Genomic DNA, 23,683 nt, shown 5'->3' with positions numbered 1-23,683 from the left:
CCAATGAAGTTACCTAGCTTAGCGATAAAAAACGCCCAATTTACGATAACTGTTGTTACTTTATTGGTTTTAGTAGGCATTGTGTCATATTTAAATATGCCACGCTCTGAAGATCCTCAGTTTGACCTTCCCATTACACTGGTTGAAGTGATTTATCCCGGAGCCTCCCCTAGTGATATTGAAACTTTGGTTGTGGATATTCTGGAAGAAGAAATCGCTGATATCGCTGACATTAAGAAAATAGAGTCTGAAATACGCAATGGTGCAGCCAGAATTACTGTTACTTTCATTTATGGTACCGACGCAGAGGCGGCTTTTAATAAAATTAAACAAGCCATAGCCACCGTAAAACCTGACTTGCCCATAGGCATTCAACAAATATTGGTATTAAAGGCAACGCCTAGCAGTGTCGCCATTATGCAGCTTGCTTTGTGGAGTGAGCCTAATGATTATAAAACGACAGAATTTTACGCAAAACAATTAGAAAAACGTTTAGAAACGATAGCAAGCTTAAGAAAAGCGGATATTTGGGGTTACCCACAGCAGATTGTTGGCATCGACTTAAATCTAGATTTACTCCAACATTATGGCATTTCAGTAACTGATATAAATAAAGCGTTACAAGGACGAGCAGTTAATATTGCTCCTGGCTTTGTAGATGCTAATACGCGCCGGTTTAATGTTAAAAGTAGCGGTAATTTTGAAGATATTGATGAACTGGCTAATACCGTAGTTTCATCAAGCGATAGCTTTGTTTTACGTTTGAAAGATGTTGCTACAGTTGCTTTTACGGATAGGGAGCCAAGCTACCTTGCCTATTATGATAACCGGCCTGTAATATTCATTACCGCAGAACAGCGTTTTGGTAGTAATATTTTTACTTTAACAGAGCAAATGAATGAAGAAATTGAAGCATTTAAGGAAAGCTTGCCAGATCAGATTAAATTAGCGGTTATTTTTCAGCAAGCAGACAGCGTAGAAACTAGAGTAAATGGTTTCTTCGATAATTTAGGGCAAGGCTTAGTCTTAGTGGGCTTACTGGCACTGCTGTTTTTAGGGCTAAGAGAGTCTTTAGTGGTTATAGCCGCTATTCCATTGTCTTTTTTAATCGCTATTGGTTGGTTAGATTTTGCTGGTTTTGGCTTACAGCAGATGTCTATCGTTGGTTTAATTATCGCCTTAGGCTTATTGGTTGATAATGCGATTGTGGTAACGGAAAGTATTCATCGCGAAAAGCGCTTTTGTTCTAATTTAAATGAAGCGGCTAAAGTCGGTACGGCTAGAGTCGGCTGGGCGATAACAAGCGGTACTATTACTACTATGTTAGCATTTTTACCTATGTTGATGCTTAGTAGTAGTACTGGTGATTTTGTTCGCTCCATGCCTGTTACTGTCGTTTTTGTACTTTTAGCGTCATTATTTATTGCGCTCACTTTAACGCCTTTAATCGCCAGTCATTTTTTTACATTAAAACCCTCAAAAATTAAAACCTTACAACATTATGTAAACGCTTTTGCGGAGGGGCTGTATCAGAAGTTTTTACAAAAAGTGTTGGCATTTCGATGGATTGTTGTTGCTATTGCAGCTGCGTGTTTATTCATGATGTTCTCTTTATTTAGTGAAGTAGGAGTAAGTTTATTCCCACGAGCTGAAAAACCGATGTTATTGATTGATGTGGAAACACCGGTTAATTCTTCACTAGCTCATACCGATAATGTTATGAAACGAGTTGCAGCTCATGTTGAAAAACAGCCTTTAGTCGCTAAAGTGGCGCTAAACGTAGGTAATTCAAATCCGCGTATTTACTACAATGAAATACCTAAGCGTGGCCGTGTTACTTATGGACAAATTTTAGTGGTGTTAGATGAGTTTGATGGGGAAAAATCTACAGAGCTTGTCAGTACCTTGCGCAGGGAGTTTTTAAGCTGGTCAGAAGCTAATATAAAAGTAAAAGAATTCACGCAAGGACCAGTCACAGATCAGCCTATTTCTATACGTTTGATGAGCGAATCTCTAGAAGATTTAGAAATAGTGGCTAATGATTTGGCGGCGAAGATGGCTGAAACCGACGGGATTATTAATATCGATAATCCGATTGGTTTAGCAAACACCGAGTTAGAGCTCAAGATAGATTATGACCAAGCTGGCTTAAGTGGTGTTGATATCAATACCTTAGACAATACTTTAAAAACCATCCTTTCTGGCACTGATATTGGCCGATTTAATGATATTAATGGTGAAGACTACCCTATTGTCGTGCGCAAAAATAATCCTGACGTAGATGGTTTAACTGATATTTATATTAATAATCATCAAGGAGAGGATATACCGTTAAAACAAATTGTCACTATGGGCTTGAAGAAAGGCCAAACTGATTTTTTTCATTATCAAAAATTACGTATGGCTAAAGTATCTGCTGATGCTGCTAAAGGGTTTTCAATCAATGAGCTCACCCTAAAAATGGTAGATTATTTAGAAGCTTATTCATTACCGCAAGGCATGTATTTTTCATTGGGTGGAGAAGAAGAATCAAGACAAGAGTCATTTTCAGGTCTAGCGCAAATAATGCTGATAACAGCTATTGGTATTTTTGGCGTTTTGGTTTTACAGTTTAAATCCTTTTTACAGCCTATTATTATTTTTAGTTCAATACCCTTTGCTATGGCTGGCTCTGTTATTGGTTTGTATATTACCGGTTTGTCTTTTTCTATGATGGCCTTCATTGGTCTTATTAGCTTATTTGGTATCGTGGTTAACAACGCCATTATTTTAATTGATACCACCAATAGGAATATCATTGGTGGATTTGACACCTTAGATGCCATTATAAGTGCCAGTGTGACCCGATTTACACCTATTCTACTAACAACATTAACGACAATTGTTGGTTTGCTACCTTTAACGATACTCGGAGGTGGTTTATGGCAACCCTTAGGTGTGGTGTTAATTTCCGGCTTATGTGTTTCTGCAATATCCAGTTTTTTACTAGTACCGGTTTTAACGCAGTTTTTTACTCGCAATGAGCAAGAGCATACCTTTGCTAGAGATAAAGCATTAGATAAACGCTAAAGAGTAATGCTGTTTTCGATGGAGGTGTTCTTTTCACCTTTGAATCGACTAAGAAGACTGACCTTAGTTAGTCTTCTTCTTGGGGTTGAAATCTAGGGTCTTTGGCATCAACTTTGTGAGGCATAGTAAGATCATCTTTTTTAAATTCTGTCAGCTTTAACCAAGATTTTTTCACTAAATGAGGTATCAGTAGCTTAAGTGGCATTCTAAGTAGGTGACCACGCCAGTAGGCAAGCTGGCAGGCGATAGAAAATTTCCAAGAAGTCGTTGTACTATGATGAACGTCAAGTAACTGGGTGAAGATAAAATCAGCATTTGTAAGATGGCGTATCTGCCCTTGATAATTATCGATAAATTTTTGAGCAGTCTCTGATAAGCCCCTTTGTAGAATTAGCTGTAAATAGCGCCAAGCATAAAATAATGACTGCTGTTGGTTTATACTGGCTGATAAGTCGATAAGTTGTTGACTAAAATCAGTTTCCTGCGATTCAAAATGACACAACAATATATCAAGATCAGATAAGCCGCGAAGTCCTTGTTCTAACTCACCTTCATGGAATAAATGTATGGCACTATGTAAAAACATTGCTGCCGGTGCTAATACATAACTAGCAGTCTCTACATTGCTTAACTTATTAACCTGCAATGCTCCAGTACTCAGTAAACCTATCTCAATTTTATTGTCATTACATACGGGTAAAATATTGTGATGAATATCTATCACAGTACCACGTAAAATATTTTGCATAGGCGGTATTTCATGCATGTAATCGCGGTAATAAGCTTGATCGTGATCATCGGTTTTTTGTGATTTCCAACCTTGGCATTTTAACGCTATTTCTACCTTGGCAATATCATCTTGCTCAAGCAAGATATCGATATCAGAAAAAGTTCGCCCATTGGCTACAGGTAATCCAGCTAATAAATAGGCTGCGCCTTTAAGGTAAATAGCCTTGATGTTTAATTTATTAAAGAGTTCATTTAACTCTTGTACTTCTTGACTCACTTGAGTGTGTAAATGAGCGACTTTTACTTGTTCGCTATTGATATGATTGAGTATTTTTTCAGGCACTAAGCTTGTGAGATTAGCTGCATCAATGCTATCTGCAATGCGTGTAAGTATTTTTGCGCTGCTCGCTTGGCGTAACAATAAGTTCCAATCTTGGTTATTAAAGTTCTTAATCAACTTTGGGCTGCGTAATACTTCAATGAGTAATGAGGCTGGTATGTTAATTGGCTAGCTCCTCAAAAAACGCTAATACTTGCTCTGTGTCACTATAAGTAAGCGTATAGCATTGAACGATATCGATTAAGTCGGCAACAGCATTAAAGCCAGGCTCAGCCAAGACACTGTAATTAAAACTGTTTTCTATAACACTCATAAATGCAGTAGCTTTGTCACACTCCTGCACCTGTAATTGGGTATTAGGCGTAAATTTTGGAAAGACGATGGCAAATGGCGCGACGGTATCTGATACTTGCGCAACACTTTGTGATGAAGGTTTTAAATGGCTAATAGTACCCTTGTTAGTATCATCAACTATTTCTCCAAAGACAGTATTCTGTGGCTGGTTTTGGATCACCCTAATTGATTCGTTCTTTAAGCTTATGGGCCGAGCAAGGGCATGTAGTTGATTTGTTTTTAAATTTATTAATGCCATTTCATCAGATAATAATCGCCAACCATTTAAAGCTAATAAGGCACATAATGTACTTTTACCTGAGCCAGATTGGGCTGGTAAAATTATAGACTTGCCATTTTTTTCTAAAACCGCGCTATGTAATAATAAATAATGATGCGCATGTTGAGCGATACACCAGTTCATGCCCCATTCTAATAGTGGAAAAGCTTGACTAGCAGGCAATGGGAGAAAGGGGCTGTAATCATCACAATAGAAATGTATTTGTGGTTTGATATATCGACGTAGTCCACTAGGCATTTTGACCGTGACATAAAAATCAATTAAATCATCTTGGCTTAGCAGTGGGAAGTTACCATAAATATTTTGTACGTTATTGGCAATGCTAGCTAAGGGGGATTTTATGCAAAAAACAAACGGACCAACGGCAATGACTAAACCATTATTCTTAAGTTGTTGTGATATTTCACTATTGTTAAGGCTGTTAAGGGTAAGTGTTTTAGGCACGACGATTTGTCTTATTTCATTAATACAAAAACTCTGACAGTAATCTTTATGAGTAAGAGTGAATTAATTTTAATTCTAAAAGGTTATTAATCATATCCTGAATATAATTACTGAGTATAGTCTTTTCGTCCTCAGGACAATCTTGCATGAAAAATTTTTCTAATACTGAATGGGAGTTTGGTGTTTCTGAAGATAACAGGTTAAGTAGTTGGTTTACATTGCTATCAAAGCAGTGTGTTTGACCTGTATTCGGGTCAAACACAATGATATGCTCATCAAATAACTTAGTGATTAAGTTATTGACCTTTTTAAAGTACATATTATAGGGTGATATTTTATGCGTGTATATCCGCCAACATATTACCTACTTTATCTGCATCAGCATCTCCCATTTCTACAGCATCTGCTATTTCATTTACATCTGAAGGTGAATAGTCATAACCTAGTGGTGCTTGCAAAGAAGCATTTAGGAATGCAGCAGTGATTTGTTTAGTATATAAGTCACCATTTCTTAGGTTTCTCGATATATTGTCACCGAAGAGCTGATCATTACTACGGAAATTTGAGTAGTGAAGCGTACCAGAAATATTGACATAATATTTCTTATAATGGTCTCGATAGATAGCTTTGATTTTGTTTCTTGTTCGCTGCCCTTGAGGAGGTTTGGTGTTGTTTATCCAATGCCAGTTTTTAGCGCCAATTTTGTCATTTTTCCACTCTTGAGGGCTTCTACCACTTCTTAAGTTACATTGAGCACCATGATCTGAAACATTGCCGGACATCATACCCGACATACAAGCTGCACCCCATGCAGGTTTGCTTGAGCTAGCAATAACAATAGGGGCACCGATCGCGGCTTTCTTCAAAAAACCACGTCTTGCATCTGTGGCAGAAACTTCTACAGTTGTTTTGCTTTGCTCCGTAGAGTTATTATCTTGCTCTAACATCTTATTCATCCTTTTCTAAATTTTAGCTGTAACTAACTTACTGTCAGCTATTTTTACAAACAGCAATGATTATATCAATATCTGTGACTAACTGCAGCTTTTATGCCTACTTGATTAAATGCATTTAAAACAATATGTTGCGACAGTCTCTGCATTACTCTAATCTTAATGTGTAAATTATCCTTACATTAGTCGAATAATCTTTACTGAGTGAGTACAATGTCATTCACTTATAGCCATTACAAGAATAAAAACAGGAATAATATTCATGGCACTCATCGGTATTTCAGGGTATATATTGGCAAGTCTTGCCTATCTTATTTTTATCCTATTATTACTCGCCGCACGTAATAATACACTATCTGGTCGCTTAGTTCTGCTAGCGAGTATTTTTGTTTTATCTGCATCAGTTGCTGCGGCTATTCAAATAGATCAAGCTTTTACTTTGCATACAGTGTTGTTGATTGAAACGTTTAAAGTTGCTATTTGGTCTTTGCTGGTCCTTTGTACTCAAAACAATATTCATTCAATTCGAGCGGCCTTGCACGAGCCTAAAATCAAGAAATACCTACTCACTTGGTTGGTGTTATCAGTGCTATGTTGGCTAGGCGCGCTATCCCAACCACAAGGTGCTAAATACTTATTCTCCTTGTTCCTATTACTAAACTTATGGTTGATGGTGTTACTAGAGCAGCTGTATAGAAATGCAGATGTTAAAGTTAAATGGGGCTTGTGGTCACTAATTATTGCCCTAGGTATGAGCACAGTTTTTGATTTTGTGCTTTTTGCTCAAGCGGCCTTAGTTAACCAATTAGACTTTAGCTATTGGTATGCGAGAGGCTTTATTGCGGCTGTTGGTATGCCGTTGATATTAATGAGTACTCGCCGCATTAAAACCTGGTCGGTGAATGTTTTTGTTTCTAGAGATGTCGTGTTTTATAGCTCTATGTTGCTTATATCTGGCTTGTATTTATTGCTACTCGCTCTCGCTGGCTATGTGATTAATTATTTTGGTGGCGCCTGGGGAGATGTGGTTAGTATCGCCTTCGTGATTTTAGGTGGAACAGTACTGGCAGCCTTGTTGGTGACTGAAAAATTACGTAGAGAAGTTAAAGTCTTCATCACCAAGCATTTCTTCGCTAATAAATATGATTATCGTATTGAGTGGTTAAAATCGATTGATCAATTAAGCCATTCAAATAATGATAATTACTATCAAAGTGCGACTAATATAATTTGTTCAACACTGAATATTGAGCAGGGGGCGCTCATTAGTAAAGCCTCTATTGCCGCTTATAAGGTGTTATATCAGCAAGATTTTGATATTGAGAATAGGCAATTGCACAACTTATCTGCAGCAGATGATTTTTGTCAAAAATATGGTTGGATCATAGATGTTCGCGAGTATGCTAGTGTAGAAAATAGTTACCCTGATTTAGAATTAAATATAGAGTTTTGTCGCTCTCAAAATATTGATATTATTATCCCTATATTCAAAGACGACCACATTTGGGGCTTCTTTTTACTGGCGCTACCGAAAGGACGGAACCTATTAAACTGGGAAGATAGAGATCTTTTGTTTGCCATTTCAAAGCAACTGAGTAATTACTTATCACTCAATGAAGCTAATGATAAGTTAGCGGAATCTAAACAGTTCGATGCTTTTAACAGGATGTCGGCGTTTTTAGTGCATGATTTGAAAAATATTCAAGCACAACTAGGTTTAATTAATGCGAACGCAAAGCGGCACAGAGATAATCCTGCTTTTATTGATGATGTTTTTGAAACCATAGATTCAGCAACGGGTCGGCTTGATAAAGTGTTGAACCAGCTTCGTAATAAGCAAGTGGCTGAGTCCAGTAAAAAGCGTGTTAGCATTAATCAATTAATGGAAAAAGTTGCCAAGCAGCGTAATATTGCTTTGCCTAACGTCACCCTTGAAGTGTCAGTAGAAATCGAAACTGTTATTGATGAAGAAACCTTTCACTCGGTAATGAATCACTTAGTACAAAATGCTCAAGAGGCCACTCCAAATGATGGCTGGGTAAAAATCAGAGCAGAGCTTATTGCAGATAATTTGCACCTAGCTGTTTTAGATAATGGTTGTGGTATGTCGAGTGATTTTATAAAAAACCGTTTGTTTAAGCCTTTTGATACGACCAAAGGTAATGCCGGTATGGGTATCGGTGTTTATGAGGCTAAACAATTTATAGAAAGCTCGGGCGGCACTATGCAAGTAACAAGTTTTGAAGATGAAGGTAGTATTTTTCATTTAACTATTCCAGCTGAATAGTTAACATGGATAAATAAGCGGATTGAATTACAGAAGGATATAGCTAAGCTATGGAAAAATTATTAATTATTGATGATGACCCTGGAATACAAAAACAACTTAAATGGAGTTTGTCAGATTATGATGTGGTGTTGGCAGACACCAGAGAAAGTGCTATTGCAGCAGTACGACGTTATGAGCCTAAAGTTGTTACGCTTGATTTAGGCTTGCCGCCAGATGAGGCTAATGCCTCAGAAGGATTAGCGGCATTAAAAGAAATTTTAATTATTGCCCCTCATACTAAAATTATTGTTATTACCGGTAACGATGATAGAACCAATGCCCTGAAAGCGATTGAAATGGGCGCCTATGATTTCTATCAAAAACCTGTTGATGCCGATGTAATTAATGTCATTATTTCACGTGCTTTTAGCTTGTCTAATATAGAAACCGATAATCGTTCGATGAAATCTGTGGCCGGCGCAGATTCAGGCATTATCGGTAGCAGTGAAAGTATCGATCGTTTACGTACCATGGTACAGCGTATCGCTCCGACGGAAATTACTGCTTTGCTGTTAGGCGAAAGTGGTACTGGTAAAGAGGTTACGGCTAAGGCCGTACATAAGGTTAGTAATCGTGCAAGTAAACCTTTTATCGCTATTAACTGTGCTTCAATTCCTGAAACCTTATTAGAAAGCGAATTGTTTGGTTTTGAAAAAGGAGCATTTACCGGTGCTCATAAAACCACTTTAGGTAAAATTGAGTGTGCTCAAGGAGGCACTTTATTTCTTGATGAGATTGGCGATATGCCCTTTAACTTACAGGCTAAGTTATTACGATTCTTACAAGAAAAGGTGATTGAACGATTGGGTGGACGTCAAGAGATCCCGGTTGATGTACGGGTTGTGTGTGCGACCAATCAAAACCTTGAAGAAATGGTAGCTAATAAAGAATTTCGTGAAGATTTATTTTATCGTATTACCGAAATAACGTTAAATATTCCGCCACTTAGAGACCGAGACGAAGATGTTTTAATACTCGCGAACTTCTTTTTGCAACAATATGCTGCTGAATATAAGCGTAACGTAAAGTCATTTTCAGATGATGGCTTGCAAGCATTAAAGAGTCATCGTTGGCCGGGGAATATTCGCGAATTGCAAAATAAAGTGAAATCTTCAGTTATTATGACCACAGGTACGCAAGTGACTGCTTTTGACTTAGGTTTTTACGATCAAGAAAATAAGGCTTATGAGTTGTCATTGAATTTAAGAACCGTGCGAGAAAGCGCTGAAACCGTAGCCATTCAAAAAGCCTACGCTTTAACCGAAGGCAACATGTCGAAAACATCAGAGCTATTGGGTATCACTAGACCTACGTTGTATTCGTTAATAGAAAAATACGAAATCCGTATTAATACTTAATATTAATATGAAGTAAAAGGCACATTTATTAATGATTTTTTTAAAAAAGCTATCAACACTTGTTGGTATAACAAGTATTATTTTTTTTTCTTGTTTTACTAAGGCGCAAGTAGATAACTATGAAGCAGCTATTCAGGCTTATTATGAGCATGATATTGATGCGGCGTTAATTCACTTAAAAAATGCTTTAAAAGAGAATAACAGTAATTTACCTGCGAAATTATTGTTGGCGGAAGTATTAATTAAACAGCATTCATACTCGATAGCAGAGCAAGAGCTTAACGATGCGCTGTTAGATGGGGCGGACTATAATTTAATTGTTGAGCCGCTAGGCAGGGCGTTGTTATTGCAGGGTAAATATAATGGTGTTTTACAACTAGATGAAAGTCAGCAACTTCATAGTGCCAGCATATTATCTGTTCAGCTACTTAAAGCTAAAGCTTATAGCGGCTTATTTAAAAATCAAGATGCTAAAAAACTATACTTAGATGTATTAACAACAAACCCTAATCATAGTGAAGCTATGATTGAGCTTGCTTCTATACATATTGCTCAAGGTGAATATTTAGCCGCCGAACGTTTATTAACTAAAGCAGAAGCTATTTCTCAAGAAAATGCACGTTTTTGGCATGTTAAAGGGCAGCTCGCCAGTAAAGAGAATGAATTAGTGGCGGCAAATAAATTCTTAGCAAAAGCTAATCAGTTAGATGCGAATAATATTGCCATTTTAAGCTCAATTACTTCCAACCATATTTCCCAGCACCAGTATGAGCAAGCTAATAAGATAGCTGATGAAATTCTCCAAATTAACCCTAGAGCTTTACAAGCTCAGTTAATGAAGGGGCGAATACTTAACGAGTTAAATAAAAAACAATTAGCTAAAGAGGTTTTGGTGAAGCTCAGTAGCCAAATATCTGCTATTGATGAAAGCTATAAGTTATCCCAGCCTCACATACTATTTATAGATGCCATGAGCAGTTATAGGCAGGAAGATTGGATTCAGGCTAAAAATAAGTTTCGTATTTATATTAATCAATTAGATGATGAACAAGATATTAGTGCAGTGGTGCTATTGTCAGATGTTTATTTGAAACTAAACCAAGCAGATCAAGCGTTAAAGTTACTGTCGAACTATGAAGCGGGCTTAATTTCAAATAAAGATTATGTATTGGTATTGGCTGAATTATATCTACAGTTTAATAAAACATTTAAAGCTGAATATGTATTAGATGCACTGCAAGAGCAACATAAAAAAGATGAGTCAGTGATATTGCTCACGGCAAAAGTTTTAAGTAGAAAAGGGCAAGATGAAAAGGCTTTAGCTTTGTTAGAAGCTGCAAAGTTTCCTAGCAGTATTCAATACCAGCACATGTTAACAACCACAGCTTTTCGAGTAAAACAATTTGATAAGAGCACTAATTATGCGCAATTATTATTAAACTTATCCCCAGAATCAATCGAATATCAAATACTGTACACGCGTATTCTTATTGCCCAAAAGAAGTTTAGTGAAGCAGAAAAGGTTATCGTTAACTTACATCAAAAACACCCTAACGACAGGCAAGTGCGATTTAATTATGCATACATGCTATTTAATCAAGATAATGCCAAGCAGGCTAAGAAAATACTATTGTCACTAGTGAATGAAGATAGCAATGATAGTGAAAGTTGGTTTGTGCTGGCTCAAATTGCTCATGACGCGGGAGATACAGAAGAAACAATAGCAATTTTAGAGCGTCAAACCAAAAGTAAAGATGAAAATTACCGCCTTAAAGCATTGAATAAATTGGCTAATATATATTATTCAGAACAGCAGTTTAATAAAAGTTTATCTGTGACTAAGGTCTTACTGCAAAACGATAGGTTAAACTCACGCGCTCTCTTGATCAAAGCTAAAAACTTAATCGCCTTAAATGAATTTGAAGATGCTAAACATCAATTAAATATTTTATTTGGTTTATGGAGTGATGATCCTCGTAATTTAGTGATTCTAAGTCAATTACAACGACAAATTAATGAGCTAGAAAGTGCCGAAGAAAGTTTAGACACTGCTTACAGCCTTGCTCCTAAAGCCTTACCTGTAATTATTTATACTACTAAAATTAAAACCAAATTGAATAAACTGAGCCAGGCAGCAGCTATAATTAAGCAAGCTGAAAGGTCTGGTTTTAAAAACAATGTTTATTTGGAAATATTAAAAGGGGATATCGAAGTTGCAAGATCAAAGCAAGATAAAGCTTTTAAATATTATCTCAGCGCGTTAAATATTGATGATAATAATGTTATTGCTTTGATGAAGCTAGTGCAGGTAAGTGATAGCGACGCATTATCAAATAAATTAATAGCTCAATTAGAGTCCATAGTTAATAAGTATCCAGAGCGCGCCATACAAAGGCATGTATTAGCAGATCAATTATTTGACCGAAAGCACTATCAAAAGGCAAAGTTTCAATATCAACAATTGATTATCGCTGATATACCATCAAACAAACGCGCTTGGGCGCTTAATAACCTAGCTCAAATATATCTGATAGACAAAGACTATCAGCAGGCTATTGAAGTCTCTACACAGGCTTATAATATGCTTTTGGCTCCTCAAATTGTTGATACCTTTGGTTGGGCATTAGTGCTTTCAGGAGATGCAAAGCAAGGTTTGTCATATCTTAGACAGGCTTACACTAAATCCTCGTTAAACCCTGCTATTAAGTATCATATTGCTTATGCGTTAGTTGAACTTAATCGTCCAGCTGAAGCAAAGCAGTTATTAAACAGTGTTGTAAACTTGGCTGATACCTTTCCGGAATACAAATTAGCAAAAGCGTTATTGCTTAGCCTCAATTAGCCAAGTTATTTTAGATTAGTAACTTAAGCATATAAGAATATTAATCCATATAAGAAAGTTATCGCTTAGTGAGTTTTAAAGGCTTTAGACAAGCCTTTAAAACTCACTATTGGGAATGCACAGATCACCATGATAACGTCACGATGTTAGTAAAAGAGAGTGAGTATATAGTTACACCTATTGCTTGTTCTAACGTCGCCTATGCCATTCTATGTGAGCACTTCTTTATACGTAATGGCACAAAGTTCACCTAAACAGTTTTATGACTAATCAATTGGTGGATATGGATGTTTTGACTAGCTAGAAATAAAAAACCATCTAACTTTAATTCAATAAAGTTAGATGGTTTCAAATTTACTTAAGGTTTATTAAATTAATTTAGACGCTTTCGATTTACAACCAAAGCAATTAACCCAAGCATAAAAACTAATACAGTTGAAGGCTCTGGGATTGGATTCGCTACTTTATTTACAACCGCTAAACGGTAATCTTCAACTTCACCTTGATCTTGAAATCCGTAAGAAACCATTTTATAACCATCAGAATATTTAGATAATGAATTCTCACACACGACTCTAGCACGAAGTAAAACTTCTGAAAGCGTATCTGGGATAGTGAATATGCCACTGAAAAAACTGGCTTCAGTGTCTTTACTATTCCAATCGCCTAGATCGCGATTCCATGCTGCTTCCCAAACACCGTTAGCTTTATCGTCTTCATCAGCTTGTGTGATTGCTGTTTCAATATTACCTTCAGAGTCTAGGTTTTTATCCCATTGAACATCAATAATGTCTTCATCTTCACTCCAAACAGAATCTTGGTTCCAATCAACCCAAGCTTTCAAGTTATCATATTGATGATTACCAGTTGTTGCGCGAGTTACATCAAACTTGAATTGAACTTCATCACCTGCTGCTATTTCATTATCAGTACCGTAGTCACTCCATACTCCACCAGCAGTTTTAACTCTCCAAGTAACACCATCATTTGTTGAAGGTGCTGATTCTGTGTTGCTATCGGCAGTCCAAGAAGAGCCAAGTTTTTGCCAACGATCTGTTGAATGACAAGCTGTGTTGTTAATGTCGTAAGCATTATCACTATAATCACCACTTTGATTAACACAGCCCACAACATTTGAGCTTGTAGCATTAGCAAACGTTATTGAACCGAAAAGGGCTGCGGAGATTGTAATGATTTGAATTAATTTCACTTTACTGAATCCTTTATTTATACATCTTTAATGGTCAGTCTAAAGCAATAACTGAGCCAGAAGTTTAATTTATTTTTGTATCAACACTTTACTGTTGTTTTTCTAAGTTTGTTAAGTTATGAAAACTTTGGAACTGTAAAAGAAACTGACAGTAAAAACACTGCTTTTAACTACTTTGCATCATTTGATGACGCTAGTTGGCTTTTGGCATACTCGCGGTTTTTTTGTTTGAGTAATTTATCAACATAACGAGCCATTTTTACTTTTTCTTTAATTGAAGACTCTAGAATCTCCTCAACTTCACGTAAGACATCTTTAATATTTTCAACATTCTCACTTGAGTTAACGACTAAAGGTTGGTTACTGCCTTCGGTACTTTCAAGCTTCTTACCATTTAGTGAGCCGGTAAGTTCAACTGACATTTCTTCGGCAACATCATTAATGGCATCTAGGTTGAAATTACTTAATTCTTCTAAAAAGCCATAAAGCAAGAGTCGATCAACAAAGATATTGATCTTACGAGGTACTCCTAGAGTCTTTTTATGGATTAAATCAAAGGTATCATCACAAAAGAGTTGTTCTTTTTCACATCCTGCTTGCTGCAAGCGGTGATTAATATAATTCTTTACTTCTTCAACACTTAAAGGCTTTAAATGGGCAGAGGCAATAATTCGTTGCCTAAATTGCTCCATATTTGGCGCTTGTATAATGTCTTTTAATTCTTCTTGTCCAAGTAAAAAACTTTGAATTAATGGCTTATCATCTAATTGGAAATTAGATAACATGCGTAATTCTTCTACTGTCTCTGCTGGTAAGTTTTGGGCTTCATCTACCAGTAATAAAGCTCTTTTCCCTTGCTGATGTAGCTGAATTAAAAATTTCTCAATACTTTGCAGAACCTCAGCTTTACTGTTGCCTTTTAAGGGAATATTAAACTCTGAAGCGACTAGTTCGAGTAATTCGTCAGGTGATAACTTAGTTGTGACTAACTGTGCAGCAACTATGTTTTCATCTCCTATTGTCGATAATAAATTCCGCGCAATAGTCGTTTTACCTGTACCTATTGGCCCTGTGATAACAATAAACCCTTCACCTTGATCTAAACCATATTGCAGGTAAGAGAGTGCTCTTTGATGGTGGCTAGTGGCGAAAAAGAACCTAGGGTCGGGGCTTAACTGAAAAGGTCGTTCGGTGAAACCATAGTAACTTTCGTACATATTAAAAATCTTTTGTAATATTAATGTAGGCGCGAACTTCTTCGTAAGTGAGTGTCGCTTGGCTAGATTCGCGCTCTAGATATTGAAGGGTAATATAAGCCGATAAAGAGGAAGCAAGCCCTCTATTGTATGTAGCAGACACTGTTTTATATATATCTTCTTGTCGAAGGTTATTAGTGATGGAGTTTTCACCGTAAATAGCTTCGCGGTAGCTAGTTAATAATTTTAAACTACTTCTCGGGCTCAGCTTTCTTGTGGCAGATAAACTGAAATCAAAATGATCATCAATATTACCCGTGCTTAAATTTTCACGCTCTCTTGTTGCAATATCAAGAGCGAAGGTTGTTCTAGATAAAGATAATGTTGAGTTCCACGCTAAACGCTTATTTAGTGTGAAATCATTACTCTCAACAGGCTCTAAACCTGATAAGGGTACTAAGATGTAGCCAGAGGTATCACTAGGCGGTTGTGATGAAGGTGAACAAGTTGTTGAATCAAATGGACCACCTACAGGGCACCAAAACTCACCTAATTCAACTTCTTCAAAACTATCTCGATCATAGATTTCTATGGTTTCATGGTAAGATATCTTATTGTGCAGCCTCTTGGTTCTATGAGAAAAATCAAGATTATATGAGTCACCAAAAAACTGTTTACTATAACCGGCCACTAAAGAAGTTCTTTGTGAAGGTTGCCAGTTAATATTTGCGGCAATGTAATCATCACTTGCTTTTTTGTCAGCAACATAATTATAAGAAACATCAAAATACAAATGCTGAGAAGCTTGCCAGCGTATACCTGGCCCCCATGAACTGGTTGTTGATTGGTCTGTTCCGGCAGCGGTGCCACTAATATCTTCATCATAAAAGCGAACAAAAGGGTTCAATTTTAAGGAGGTTATTGCGCCAACTTGTGCTTCTAAATTGTAATTAGTACCAGTTGATGTAGAGTTCTCCCTATGGCTGTATAAGCCATTTAAAGACCAAAAAACATTACGGGCAGCATTACCATTTTGACTATTAATAATGGCAGAATAACCTTGGCTCTCACCAATATTATCTTCAGTTTCAGTCAAATTATATATTAAGCTACCTTTAAATTGATGATCGCTATTGGCTGTTTGATATTGAAAGCCTGCAGTATGCATTCTTTGCTGGATGGTATCACCCGAAACAAGGTCTGCAAGAGAGTTGTTTGAACTATTTTGACTGATATTTGTTAAGCGAGATGTGGCAACTAGTTTAGGTCCATTACGCCACAAAGAAAATGCACCATCAACGCTTGCGGTTTGATAGTCGTCATTTAAGTCACTATCATGACTATAGGCTGCTAAAGTTTCTGTTCCAGAAAAGGAAAAGTCGACTTCACGAGACTTGAATTTTGCATCTATACCAGCAATAAACTGACTTACAACACTCGATTGATGATTGCTTGGTGTTAACTCAACATTATCACTATAGGTTTCAGTTAAACCTAAGTTTGGCTTAAAAGTCCACTCTCCTGCCATAGCACAAGATGAGGCTAGAGCGAGAGGGAATAATAAACCTAGCTTTTTAACGGCACTTTTATTGATTCTTTTTACCGTAACCATAGCCATAATAGCCATATACATCCTTTTTCGATCTTATCGTCTTATTCATGACGCAGCCAATGGCGATATCTTCATTAAGTTGTGACACCGCCCGCTTTACATCATCTATTTTTGTTTTAGATTCTTCTACTACGACTACAGCTTGTCCCACTAAATCTGATAATACCGGTGTTTCTGTTACTCCTAAAATAGGAGGGCAATCAAAAATAACAAGTCTATCAGGATAACGTTGCGCTAACTCTTGCGCTAATTCAACCATGCGCTCACTCGCTAGTAGCTCATTGGTTAAATGGTGTGGTTTACCTGCAGGAATTAATTTAAGGTTAGGGATATTCGTGTTGTAAATAACCTCACTTAAAGAGTTTACCTCAGCTAATAAATATTCAAGTAATCCTTTTTTACTCTCAAACTCTAGCTCTCTATGCAAGCTGGGTCTAAGAACATCAGCATCCACTAATAAAACAGTTTTATCTTGCTCAAGGGCGATACTTAGTGCCAAGTTGATTGAAATAAAAGTTTTACCTTCATTAGGGTTGGAGCTACTTACCATGATTAAGTTGCTGTGTTTCAACGTTTTGGCTGCAGGACCAAAAGCATTATTTAACAATTTACGCTTAATATGACGAAACTCTTCTTGGATATGATGTGCGCTGTCCGGGCTATAAATAAAGCCACGTTCAGTTAAACGGTCACCATTAAGTTTAATTTCACCTTTACTTTCTGAGCTGATAGGAGTCTTCGCCGTTGCAGGAGCAAGCGTTTCTTTTGGTGTCACAGCATCGGAAACAGGAAATTTGTTTTGCGAAGCTTCTTTTTGTTTAGCTAATGCTTTTTCAATAGTACTCACAGCTTAAAACATCCTTTTTAGTGGTGCTTGAATAGCATCAGGAAATAAAAAATAACTCATAAACATCATTAATACACATAACAGTAATAAATTTGAACCTATAAATATCAATGTTTTACGTTTATTCCATTTTTGCAGGCCTAGGTTTTGGTTGGCAGAAACGACACCAAATACTGGTACACCTGTTGCCTTATTTAGTTGAGTTGTCGAAGTGGCTATTGGGGTTAGTTGACTCATAAGTAGTGATAATGCCATACCAACACCAACGCCCAATACCGCTATAGCGCCAAAGAAAACAAAACGCGCAGGACCCGAAGGTTCAGTTGCTGCTCTAGGTGGATCAATGACACGGAATTGAATTTTATCAGTTGTTTCATCTGCTTGCTGAGCTAGTTGTGCAGTTTCTTTGCGAGACAATAGCTCTTCATATTTACCTTTGGTAATTTTATAGCCACGATTTAAAGCAACTAATTCTGCTTCTATTTCGGGTAAGGTATGAATTTTACTTTCTAAGCTTTTAACTCTCTGACGGTAATCAGCGGCACGTACATTTAGTGAAGCAATTAGGTTCTCTAATTGATTGACTTGAATCTGCACTTCTTGCACTACAGGGTTCTTATTAAGTGAACTATAATTTGAATTTCCGTCTTTAGCTGCAACAAGGAATTTTTCAATTTCAGCACTTCTTTGCTTATTTAATAGTTCTAAAGATCGAGATACTTCAACTACATCAGGATGTCTATCGGTATATCGCAGTTTCAAACTATCTAATTGAGTTTCAAGATCTGCGATTCGTGTATCAAAAGTTGTTCTTATAGAGCTATCGGTGGTAATTTTATTTTCATTGGAAGTATTACTTGAAAGATTTTGAGATAATTGCTCTTTAGCCGATGCTAATTTAGTTTTATTCTCTAAAAGTTCAAGTTCAATAGCTTTTAGTTTTTCCTTGGTGGAACTTAATTTATTATAAAATCCACCTGACTGCCCTGGTAACACACCACTATATTTTTGTTTGAAATTAGTTAATCTAGCTTCAGCAGCACTTAAACGGCTTTCATATTCTTTTATTTGTGCGTTGAGAAACTTTTGAGCACTGTCTGAATCACTACGAGTTTCACCCAAAGTATTTTCAATGAATACTGTCAGTGCCGACTGAACAATATTCTTTGCCATTTCAGGGTCTCTATCTTCAATTTTTAATGTGTAAATATTCTCTCGACCAGCACTAGATATTTTAATATTATTCTTAAGTCTTTTAATAATCGCTTCATATTGCTCGGTATTAGTAGCTTGAACATCTAAGTCGGTCATACGAGATATGCGTTCAAGGTTAGGACGACTTAATAATGTTTTCACCATCAAACGAATTTGTGTATTTGGGTTGGTCTCTACTGTTAGACCACGCAACAAAGGTCGTAATAATGATTGTGTATCAACATAAACGCGTGCTTCTGATTTGTATACATCAGGCATTGCTGCGACAAAATACCAACCAATTGGGCAGATAAGCCACGTAGAGATAATGATATATCTACGTTTTATCCAAATTCCTTTTAGATAATCAATTATCTCTTCAAGTATTTCTTGCATTCCTAGACCTCTATCGCCTGACTGCTATAAATAACAGGCTGTAAAACTTATACAATTATATTTCATTAACCATAATTGCCTTTAAACTAGATAGCTTAAAGGCAACTTTAAATCTGTGAACTAATATTTTAGAACCATGCTTCAGGAATAATAATGATATCACCTGGCAACATATCAACATTGGCGGCTATTTCACCATCCTTTAAAAGCTCGTCAATCATAATTTCATATTGCATTTGTTTACCGTTTTCAATTCTCACTAAAACAGCATCATTACCATCGGCAAATTCAGTTAATCCACCAACTTGAATCATGACATCAAGTAAAGTCATATGCTGAGTGTAACTAATCGCTTGTGGTTTTGCTGCTTCACCAATAACTCGAATTTGTTCGCTAAACGGGCCAACAAAGTTATTAACGGTAACGGTAACAACAGGATCACGCAAATAGGTGGATAATATTTTTTCAATTTCACGCGCTAATTCAGTAGGAGTTTTACCTGAAACAGCAATATCTTCTACTAATGAAGTAGTGATCATACCATCAGGACGTACAATAAATGATCCTGATACTTCTGGATTTCGCCAGACAAAAATATTCAATACATCACCAGCACCAATAAGGTATTTATAGGAGTTGATATCTGCAGTATTTGATGGGTGTAATGTTGCGGTATTAAGTGCTTTATCAGCGCCTGTGCTACATGCTGAGATAAGCTGTGCAAAAACTAGCACAATAAATATCTTTAGTGTATCGGTAAAACGTTTGTCCATGGTTCGACCCTTTTAACTTCAAATGGTTAATTTTTATTTTCTGGCAATGATTGTATTGTATTTTTTTGGTAGATGCACACATTTTAACTTGTGTAAATTAATCGTTAACTTTTTCAGTAATTTTGATAGAATCATTCTTCATAAAATTAGTGTGCGCACTCTATCGTTACATACACTCGTGAGATATAGCTTAGACATTAAAGTATTTTGACTTTAATGTCGGGTAGGTTAATGTTTACTGGTTTTCTAGCGTAGTAATAGAAGGAAGTCTAGCCTCATATGTCTAGCCCTAAATTTAAAGATTTATCACTCAGCAGTAAATCATTGATTCTAATGGAATTGATTCTGTTTTTTTGTGCGCTGCCATTAACCTATTACGGTAATAGTTTAGTGGGCTTCATTAATGCACATCTGATCCCTTATGACTATTTTTTCATTTATGCGATAGTCTTTGCCATTATTAACCAGTTAAGTTGTTTAGCACTGGGTTTATATAATTCAAAGTTACGTGTTAATTTCCGCGGAGTGTTTCGTCGATTATTAATGTGTATCGCCGTTGCCTTTTTCATTTTGACACTTCTTAACCCTTTGTACGGTCAAAATATTTTGCCTATAGAGATGGTCGCTCTTTCTTCACTGCTCAGTGTTGTGCTGGTTGCATCATTTCGATATTTCACCTTTCAAGTCGACTTTTTTGGTTTTAATAAACGTAAAGTGTTGATTTTGGGGGCAGGTGAACGTGCTTCTATTATCGAAAGAAGGATGCGACGTGATGTTGACAGGCAAAACTTCTCAGTACATGGCTTTATTATAATGGGCGGTGATTCTGAAGAAGGCATTAAAGAGGAAACCCGTATCGATTTGGAAGGCTCGCTAGTCAACTATGCTTTAGAGCATGAAATTGATGAAATTGTTGTTGCCAGCGATGAGCGTCGTAATAACCTACCTGTTGATGAGTTATTTGCTTGTAAGATTCGTGGCGTAGAGATCACTGAAATACTCGATTTTATCGAACGAGAAACCGGACAAATTGCGGTGAACTTGATATACCCAAGTTGGGTTATTTATTCTAACGGCTTTGCCTCAGCTAATTATCTTCGTAATAGCCTTGATTGGATTTTTAATGCCACGCTGGCATTTTTCTTATTACTTGTTACTTGGCCTGTAATGTTAATAACCATCATCTTAATTAAATTAGATGAGGGTCTTAAAGCGCCAGTGTTCTATTTTCAAGAACGAGTGGGTCTAGATGGCGAACCTTTTAATATTGTTAAGTTTAGAAGTATGCGTTTAGATGCGGAAAAGTTTGGCGCACAAATGGCTTGTGAAGACGACCCACGTATAACCAAAACCGGTAACTTCTTACGAAAATATCGAATTGATGAGTTACCACAAATTTATAATGTAATGCGCGGTGATATGGGGTTTGTTGGCCCTAGGCCAGAGCGACCTCAATTTGTTCAGCAGTTAATAAAAACAATACCTTACTTTAATGAACGTCATAATGTTAAGCCTGGTTTAACTGGTTGGGCACAATTAAAATATCCGTATGGCTCAACGGAAGCAGACTCTCTTGAGAAGCTTAAGTATGATCTTTATTACATAAAGCACCGTAGTTTTTTATTAGACTTACTGATTTTGATTAGAACGGTTGAAATTGTTTTATTCGGTAAGGGTAGATAATGATTTTCATAAATAAGCTCGAGATGAATGGTTAAGTTGTATGAGTAGTTTACCAATAAAACAAGTGATGACAGTTGATGTAGAAGACTATTTTCACGTATCGGCATTTGAAAAGAGTATTACTCGGGCAGATTGGTCAAGTCTGGAATTAAGGGTCGAGAGAAATACCTACCGCTTACTTGAGTTATTTGAGCAGTACCAAATTAAAAGTACGTTTTTTACTTTAGGTTGGGTAGCTGAACGTTGTCCAGCACTTATTAAGGCTATTGTTGATCAAGGACATGAATTAGCAAGTCATGGTTACTCTCATCAACGAGCAACGATAATGAGTGTTGATCAGTTTCACCAAGATGTTAGTAAAAGTAAGCAAATCTTAGAAGATGCTGCCGGCCAGGAAATTATTGGTTATCGGGCGCCTAGTTTTTCGTTTAATGACACTAACACTTGGGCTTATGATATTTTAATTGAGCTTGGTTTTGAATATAGCTCGAGTACTTATCCAATAATGCATGATCTATACGGCGTCCCTGATTGGCCGCGTTTTATGTATACTCGACCAGAAGAAGTGAATGGCAAAGGGATTATTGAAATTCCAGTCCCAACTTCGCGAAAAAATGAACAAAATACAGGCATTGGTGGTGGTGGTTACTTTCGACTTTATCCATATTGGCTTTCTAAAAAGCGTATTGATAATTACTTAAAAACCGAACAGCAACCTTACAGTTTTTATTTTCATCCTTGGGAAATAGATCCGCAGCAACCTAAAGTTAAAGGCGCACCAATAAAATCAAAGTTAAGACATTACTTGAATTTGTCTAGTATGGAAGGCAAGGTAGTACGCCTTTTGGAAGATTATCAATGGGACACCATGAAAAGTGTTTATTTAAATAAATAATCATATTGATAAACGGTGTAATGTTAACGCGCTTAAATATGCTTAAGAAAATATAGGCGTACAAGGCGAATAAGAAAAATTATAAAATAACAATAAGAGAATGGAAACTTGACTAATCATTGTGAAATTAAACACTTATCATCATCGCTATTTCCTCAGTGGGATGAATATGTAAAAGCTCATTCACAAGGGAGTTTTTTTCATCTTAGCGGCTGGCATACCGTCATAAAAGAAAGCTTCAACCATGCTTGTTATTTTTTATATGCTATTCATGATGGCAATATAAAAGGGGTCTTACCTTTAGTAGAAGTGAAAAGCCAATTATTTGGTCATGCACTTATTTCTACCCCTTTTTGCGTTTATGGCGGAGCAATCGCTGATTCTACAGATATTGTCGCACAGCTAGAGCAAGAAGCTTGTCAACTTGCTGAGCAACTACAAGTCGACTACCTCGAATTACGTTATAAAGATGCTCAAGAGTCAAATTTATTGTTAAAACAAGTGCATAGTACTTTTGGCTGTGACCTTGCTGAAGATAGCGATAAGATTCTTGCAGGGGTTAAGAAAAAGCAGCGAGCGGTAATACGTCATTCATTAAAAAATGAACTACTTTGTTCCATCAGCGATAGTTCATCAGCTAAATCAACATACCAAAACGACTTTTCTGATTTTTATCAATTGCTTGCTACTAGCTACCGAAATCTAGGTACGCCAATATTTACTAAACGATATTTTGAAAACTTGATGAAAACTTTTGCTGATTGCGCCGACATAACGGTGATTCGTAGTAAAGATAATCAGCCGTCTTCTGCAGTAATGAATTTTTATTTTAACGAGCAGGTTCTACCTTACTATGGTGGCGGTAATAATAGTGCTCGAGGACTTAAAAGTGCAGATTTCATGTACTATCAAGTGATGTGTCATGCTCAAGCTAAGGGTAAAACATGGTTTGATTTTGGTCGAAGTAAAAATGATAGTGGTCCATACAAATACAAAAAGAACTGGGGTATGGAGCCGAAACCGCTGCATTATTATTATCATTTAGTAAAAGCAGACAGTTTGCCAAACCTGAGCCCTAATAATCCCAAATACAAATTTTTTATTAGTATGTGGCAAAAGTTACCATTAAAAGTTAGCCAGATTGTTGGCCCTTTCTTGTCTAAGTATTTAGGCTAACTC

At 36.6% G+C, this 23,683-nt stretch carries 16 protein-coding genes; 7 read left to right on the top strand and 9 right to left on the bottom strand.

From position 1 onward, the window contains the following. Positions 1–3 precede the first annotated feature (3 nt). Positions 4–3,069 carry an efflux RND transporter permease subunit gene (locus AC27IF_RS12905; protein ID WP_487054751.1) on the top strand — a complete coding sequence of 1,022 codons (3,066 nt, stop codon included), beginning with the start codon at positions 4–6 and terminating at the stop codon, positions 3,067–3,069. Between the two features lie 67 nt (positions 3,070–3,136). On the opposite strand, the gene AC27IF_RS12900 is transcribed toward AC27IF_RS12905, so the two are convergent. From AC27IF_RS12900 to AC27IF_RS12890, 3 genes are all read right to left on the bottom strand, one after another. Further along, a complete protein-coding gene (locus AC27IF_RS12900; protein ID WP_487054750.1) occupies positions 3,137–4,255 on the bottom strand; it encodes a nucleotidyltransferase domain-containing protein in 1,119 nt (372 codons plus the stop codon). A 43-nt stretch (positions 4,256–4,298) separates the two neighbouring features. Further along, entirely contained in the window at positions 4,299–5,216 is a 918-nt protein-coding gene (locus AC27IF_RS12895) for an HprK-related kinase A (RefSeq protein ID WP_487054749.1), read from the bottom strand. A gap of 335 nt (positions 5,217–5,551) precedes the next feature. Further along, positions 5,552–6,163: a hypothetical protein gene (locus AC27IF_RS12890; protein ID WP_487054748.1), complete on the bottom strand. Its 612-nt coding sequence runs from the start codon at positions 6,161–6,163 to the stop codon at positions 5,552–5,554. 268 nt (positions 6,164–6,431) lie between these two features. Between AC27IF_RS12890 and prsK the strand changes: the two genes are divergently transcribed. The 3 genes from prsK to prsT are packed head-to-tail and all read left to right on the top strand — an operon-like array spanning position 6,432 to position 12,698. Beyond that, a complete protein-coding gene (gene prsK / locus AC27IF_RS12885) occupies positions 6,432–8,456 on the top strand; it encodes an XrtA/PEP-CTERM system histidine kinase PrsK (RefSeq protein WP_487054747.1) in 2,025 nt (674 codons plus the stop codon). Positions 8,457–8,506: 50 nt separating this feature from the next. Further along, a complete protein-coding gene (gene prsR, locus AC27IF_RS12880; protein ID WP_487054746.1) occupies positions 8,507–9,856 on the top strand; it encodes a PEP-CTERM-box response regulator transcription factor in 1,350 nt (449 codons plus the stop codon). A gap of 31 nt (positions 9,857–9,887) precedes the next feature. Then, entirely contained in the window at positions 9,888–12,698 is a 2,811-nt protein-coding gene (prsT, locus tag AC27IF_RS12875) for an XrtA/PEP-CTERM system TPR-repeat protein PrsT (protein WP_487054745.1), read from the top strand. 373 nt (positions 12,699–13,071) lie between these two features. Here prsT and AC27IF_RS12870 read toward each other — a convergent pair whose 3' ends face one another. The 6 genes from AC27IF_RS12870 to AC27IF_RS12845 form a co-directional block, all read right to left on the bottom strand. Then, positions 13,072–13,908, bottom strand: coding sequence for a PEP-CTERM sorting domain-containing protein (locus AC27IF_RS12870; protein ID WP_487054744.1), 837 nt, complete (start codon positions 13,906–13,908; stop codon positions 13,072–13,074). Positions 13,909–14,078: 170 nt separating this feature from the next. Continuing rightward, positions 14,079–15,125, bottom strand: coding sequence for an XrtA/PEP-CTERM system-associated ATPase (locus tag AC27IF_RS12865; protein ID WP_487054743.1), 1,047 nt, complete (start codon positions 15,123–15,125; stop codon positions 14,079–14,081). A 1-nt stretch (position 15,126) separates the two neighbouring features. After that, on the bottom strand, positions 15,127–16,731 hold the full coding sequence (locus AC27IF_RS12860; RefSeq protein WP_487054742.1) for a TIGR03016 family PEP-CTERM system-associated outer membrane protein: 1,605 nt from the start codon (positions 16,729–16,731) through the stop codon (positions 15,127–15,129). Beyond that, on the bottom strand, positions 16,691–17,563 hold the full coding sequence (locus tag AC27IF_RS12855) for an XrtA-associated tyrosine autokinase (RefSeq protein ID WP_487054741.1): 873 nt from the start codon (positions 17,561–17,563) through the stop codon (positions 16,691–16,693). Before AC27IF_RS12855 ends, AC27IF_RS12860 begins: the two co-directional genes overlap by 41 nt. A 3-nt stretch (positions 17,564–17,566) precedes the next feature. Then, positions 17,567–19,153: an XrtA system polysaccharide chain length determinant gene (locus AC27IF_RS12850; RefSeq protein WP_487054740.1), complete on the bottom strand. Its 1,587-nt coding sequence runs from the start codon at positions 19,151–19,153 to the stop codon at positions 17,567–17,569. Positions 19,154–19,281: 128 nt separating this feature from the next. Then, positions 19,282–19,926, bottom strand: coding sequence for an XrtA/PEP-CTERM system exopolysaccharide export protein (locus AC27IF_RS12845; RefSeq protein WP_487054739.1), 645 nt, complete (start codon positions 19,924–19,926; stop codon positions 19,282–19,284). A 279-nt stretch (positions 19,927–20,205) separates the two neighbouring features. Between AC27IF_RS12845 and AC27IF_RS12840 the strand changes: the two genes are divergently transcribed. From AC27IF_RS12840 to AC27IF_RS12830, 3 genes are all read left to right on the top strand, one after another. After that, on the top strand, positions 20,206–21,609 hold the full coding sequence (locus AC27IF_RS12840; RefSeq protein ID WP_487054738.1) for a TIGR03013 family XrtA/PEP-CTERM system glycosyltransferase: 1,404 nt from the start codon (positions 20,206–20,208) through the stop codon (positions 21,607–21,609). Between the two features lie 40 nt (positions 21,610–21,649). After that, positions 21,650–22,504: an XrtA system polysaccharide deacetylase gene (locus tag AC27IF_RS12835; protein WP_487054737.1), complete on the top strand. Its 855-nt coding sequence runs from the start codon at positions 21,650–21,652 to the stop codon at positions 22,502–22,504. 108 nt (positions 22,505–22,612) lie between these two features. Next, positions 22,613–23,680, top strand: a complete 1,068-nt coding sequence (locus AC27IF_RS12830) for a FemAB family XrtA/PEP-CTERM system-associated protein (protein ID WP_487054736.1) — start codon at positions 22,613–22,615, stop codon at positions 23,678–23,680. Positions 23,681–23,683: the final 3 nt, after the last annotated feature.

The sequence above is a fragment of the Colwellia sp. KS18-150 genome (assembly GCF_057551365.1).
The sequence above is the reverse complement of the archived record's forward strand: the minus strand, read 5'-3'. Positions and strand labels throughout refer to the sequence as shown.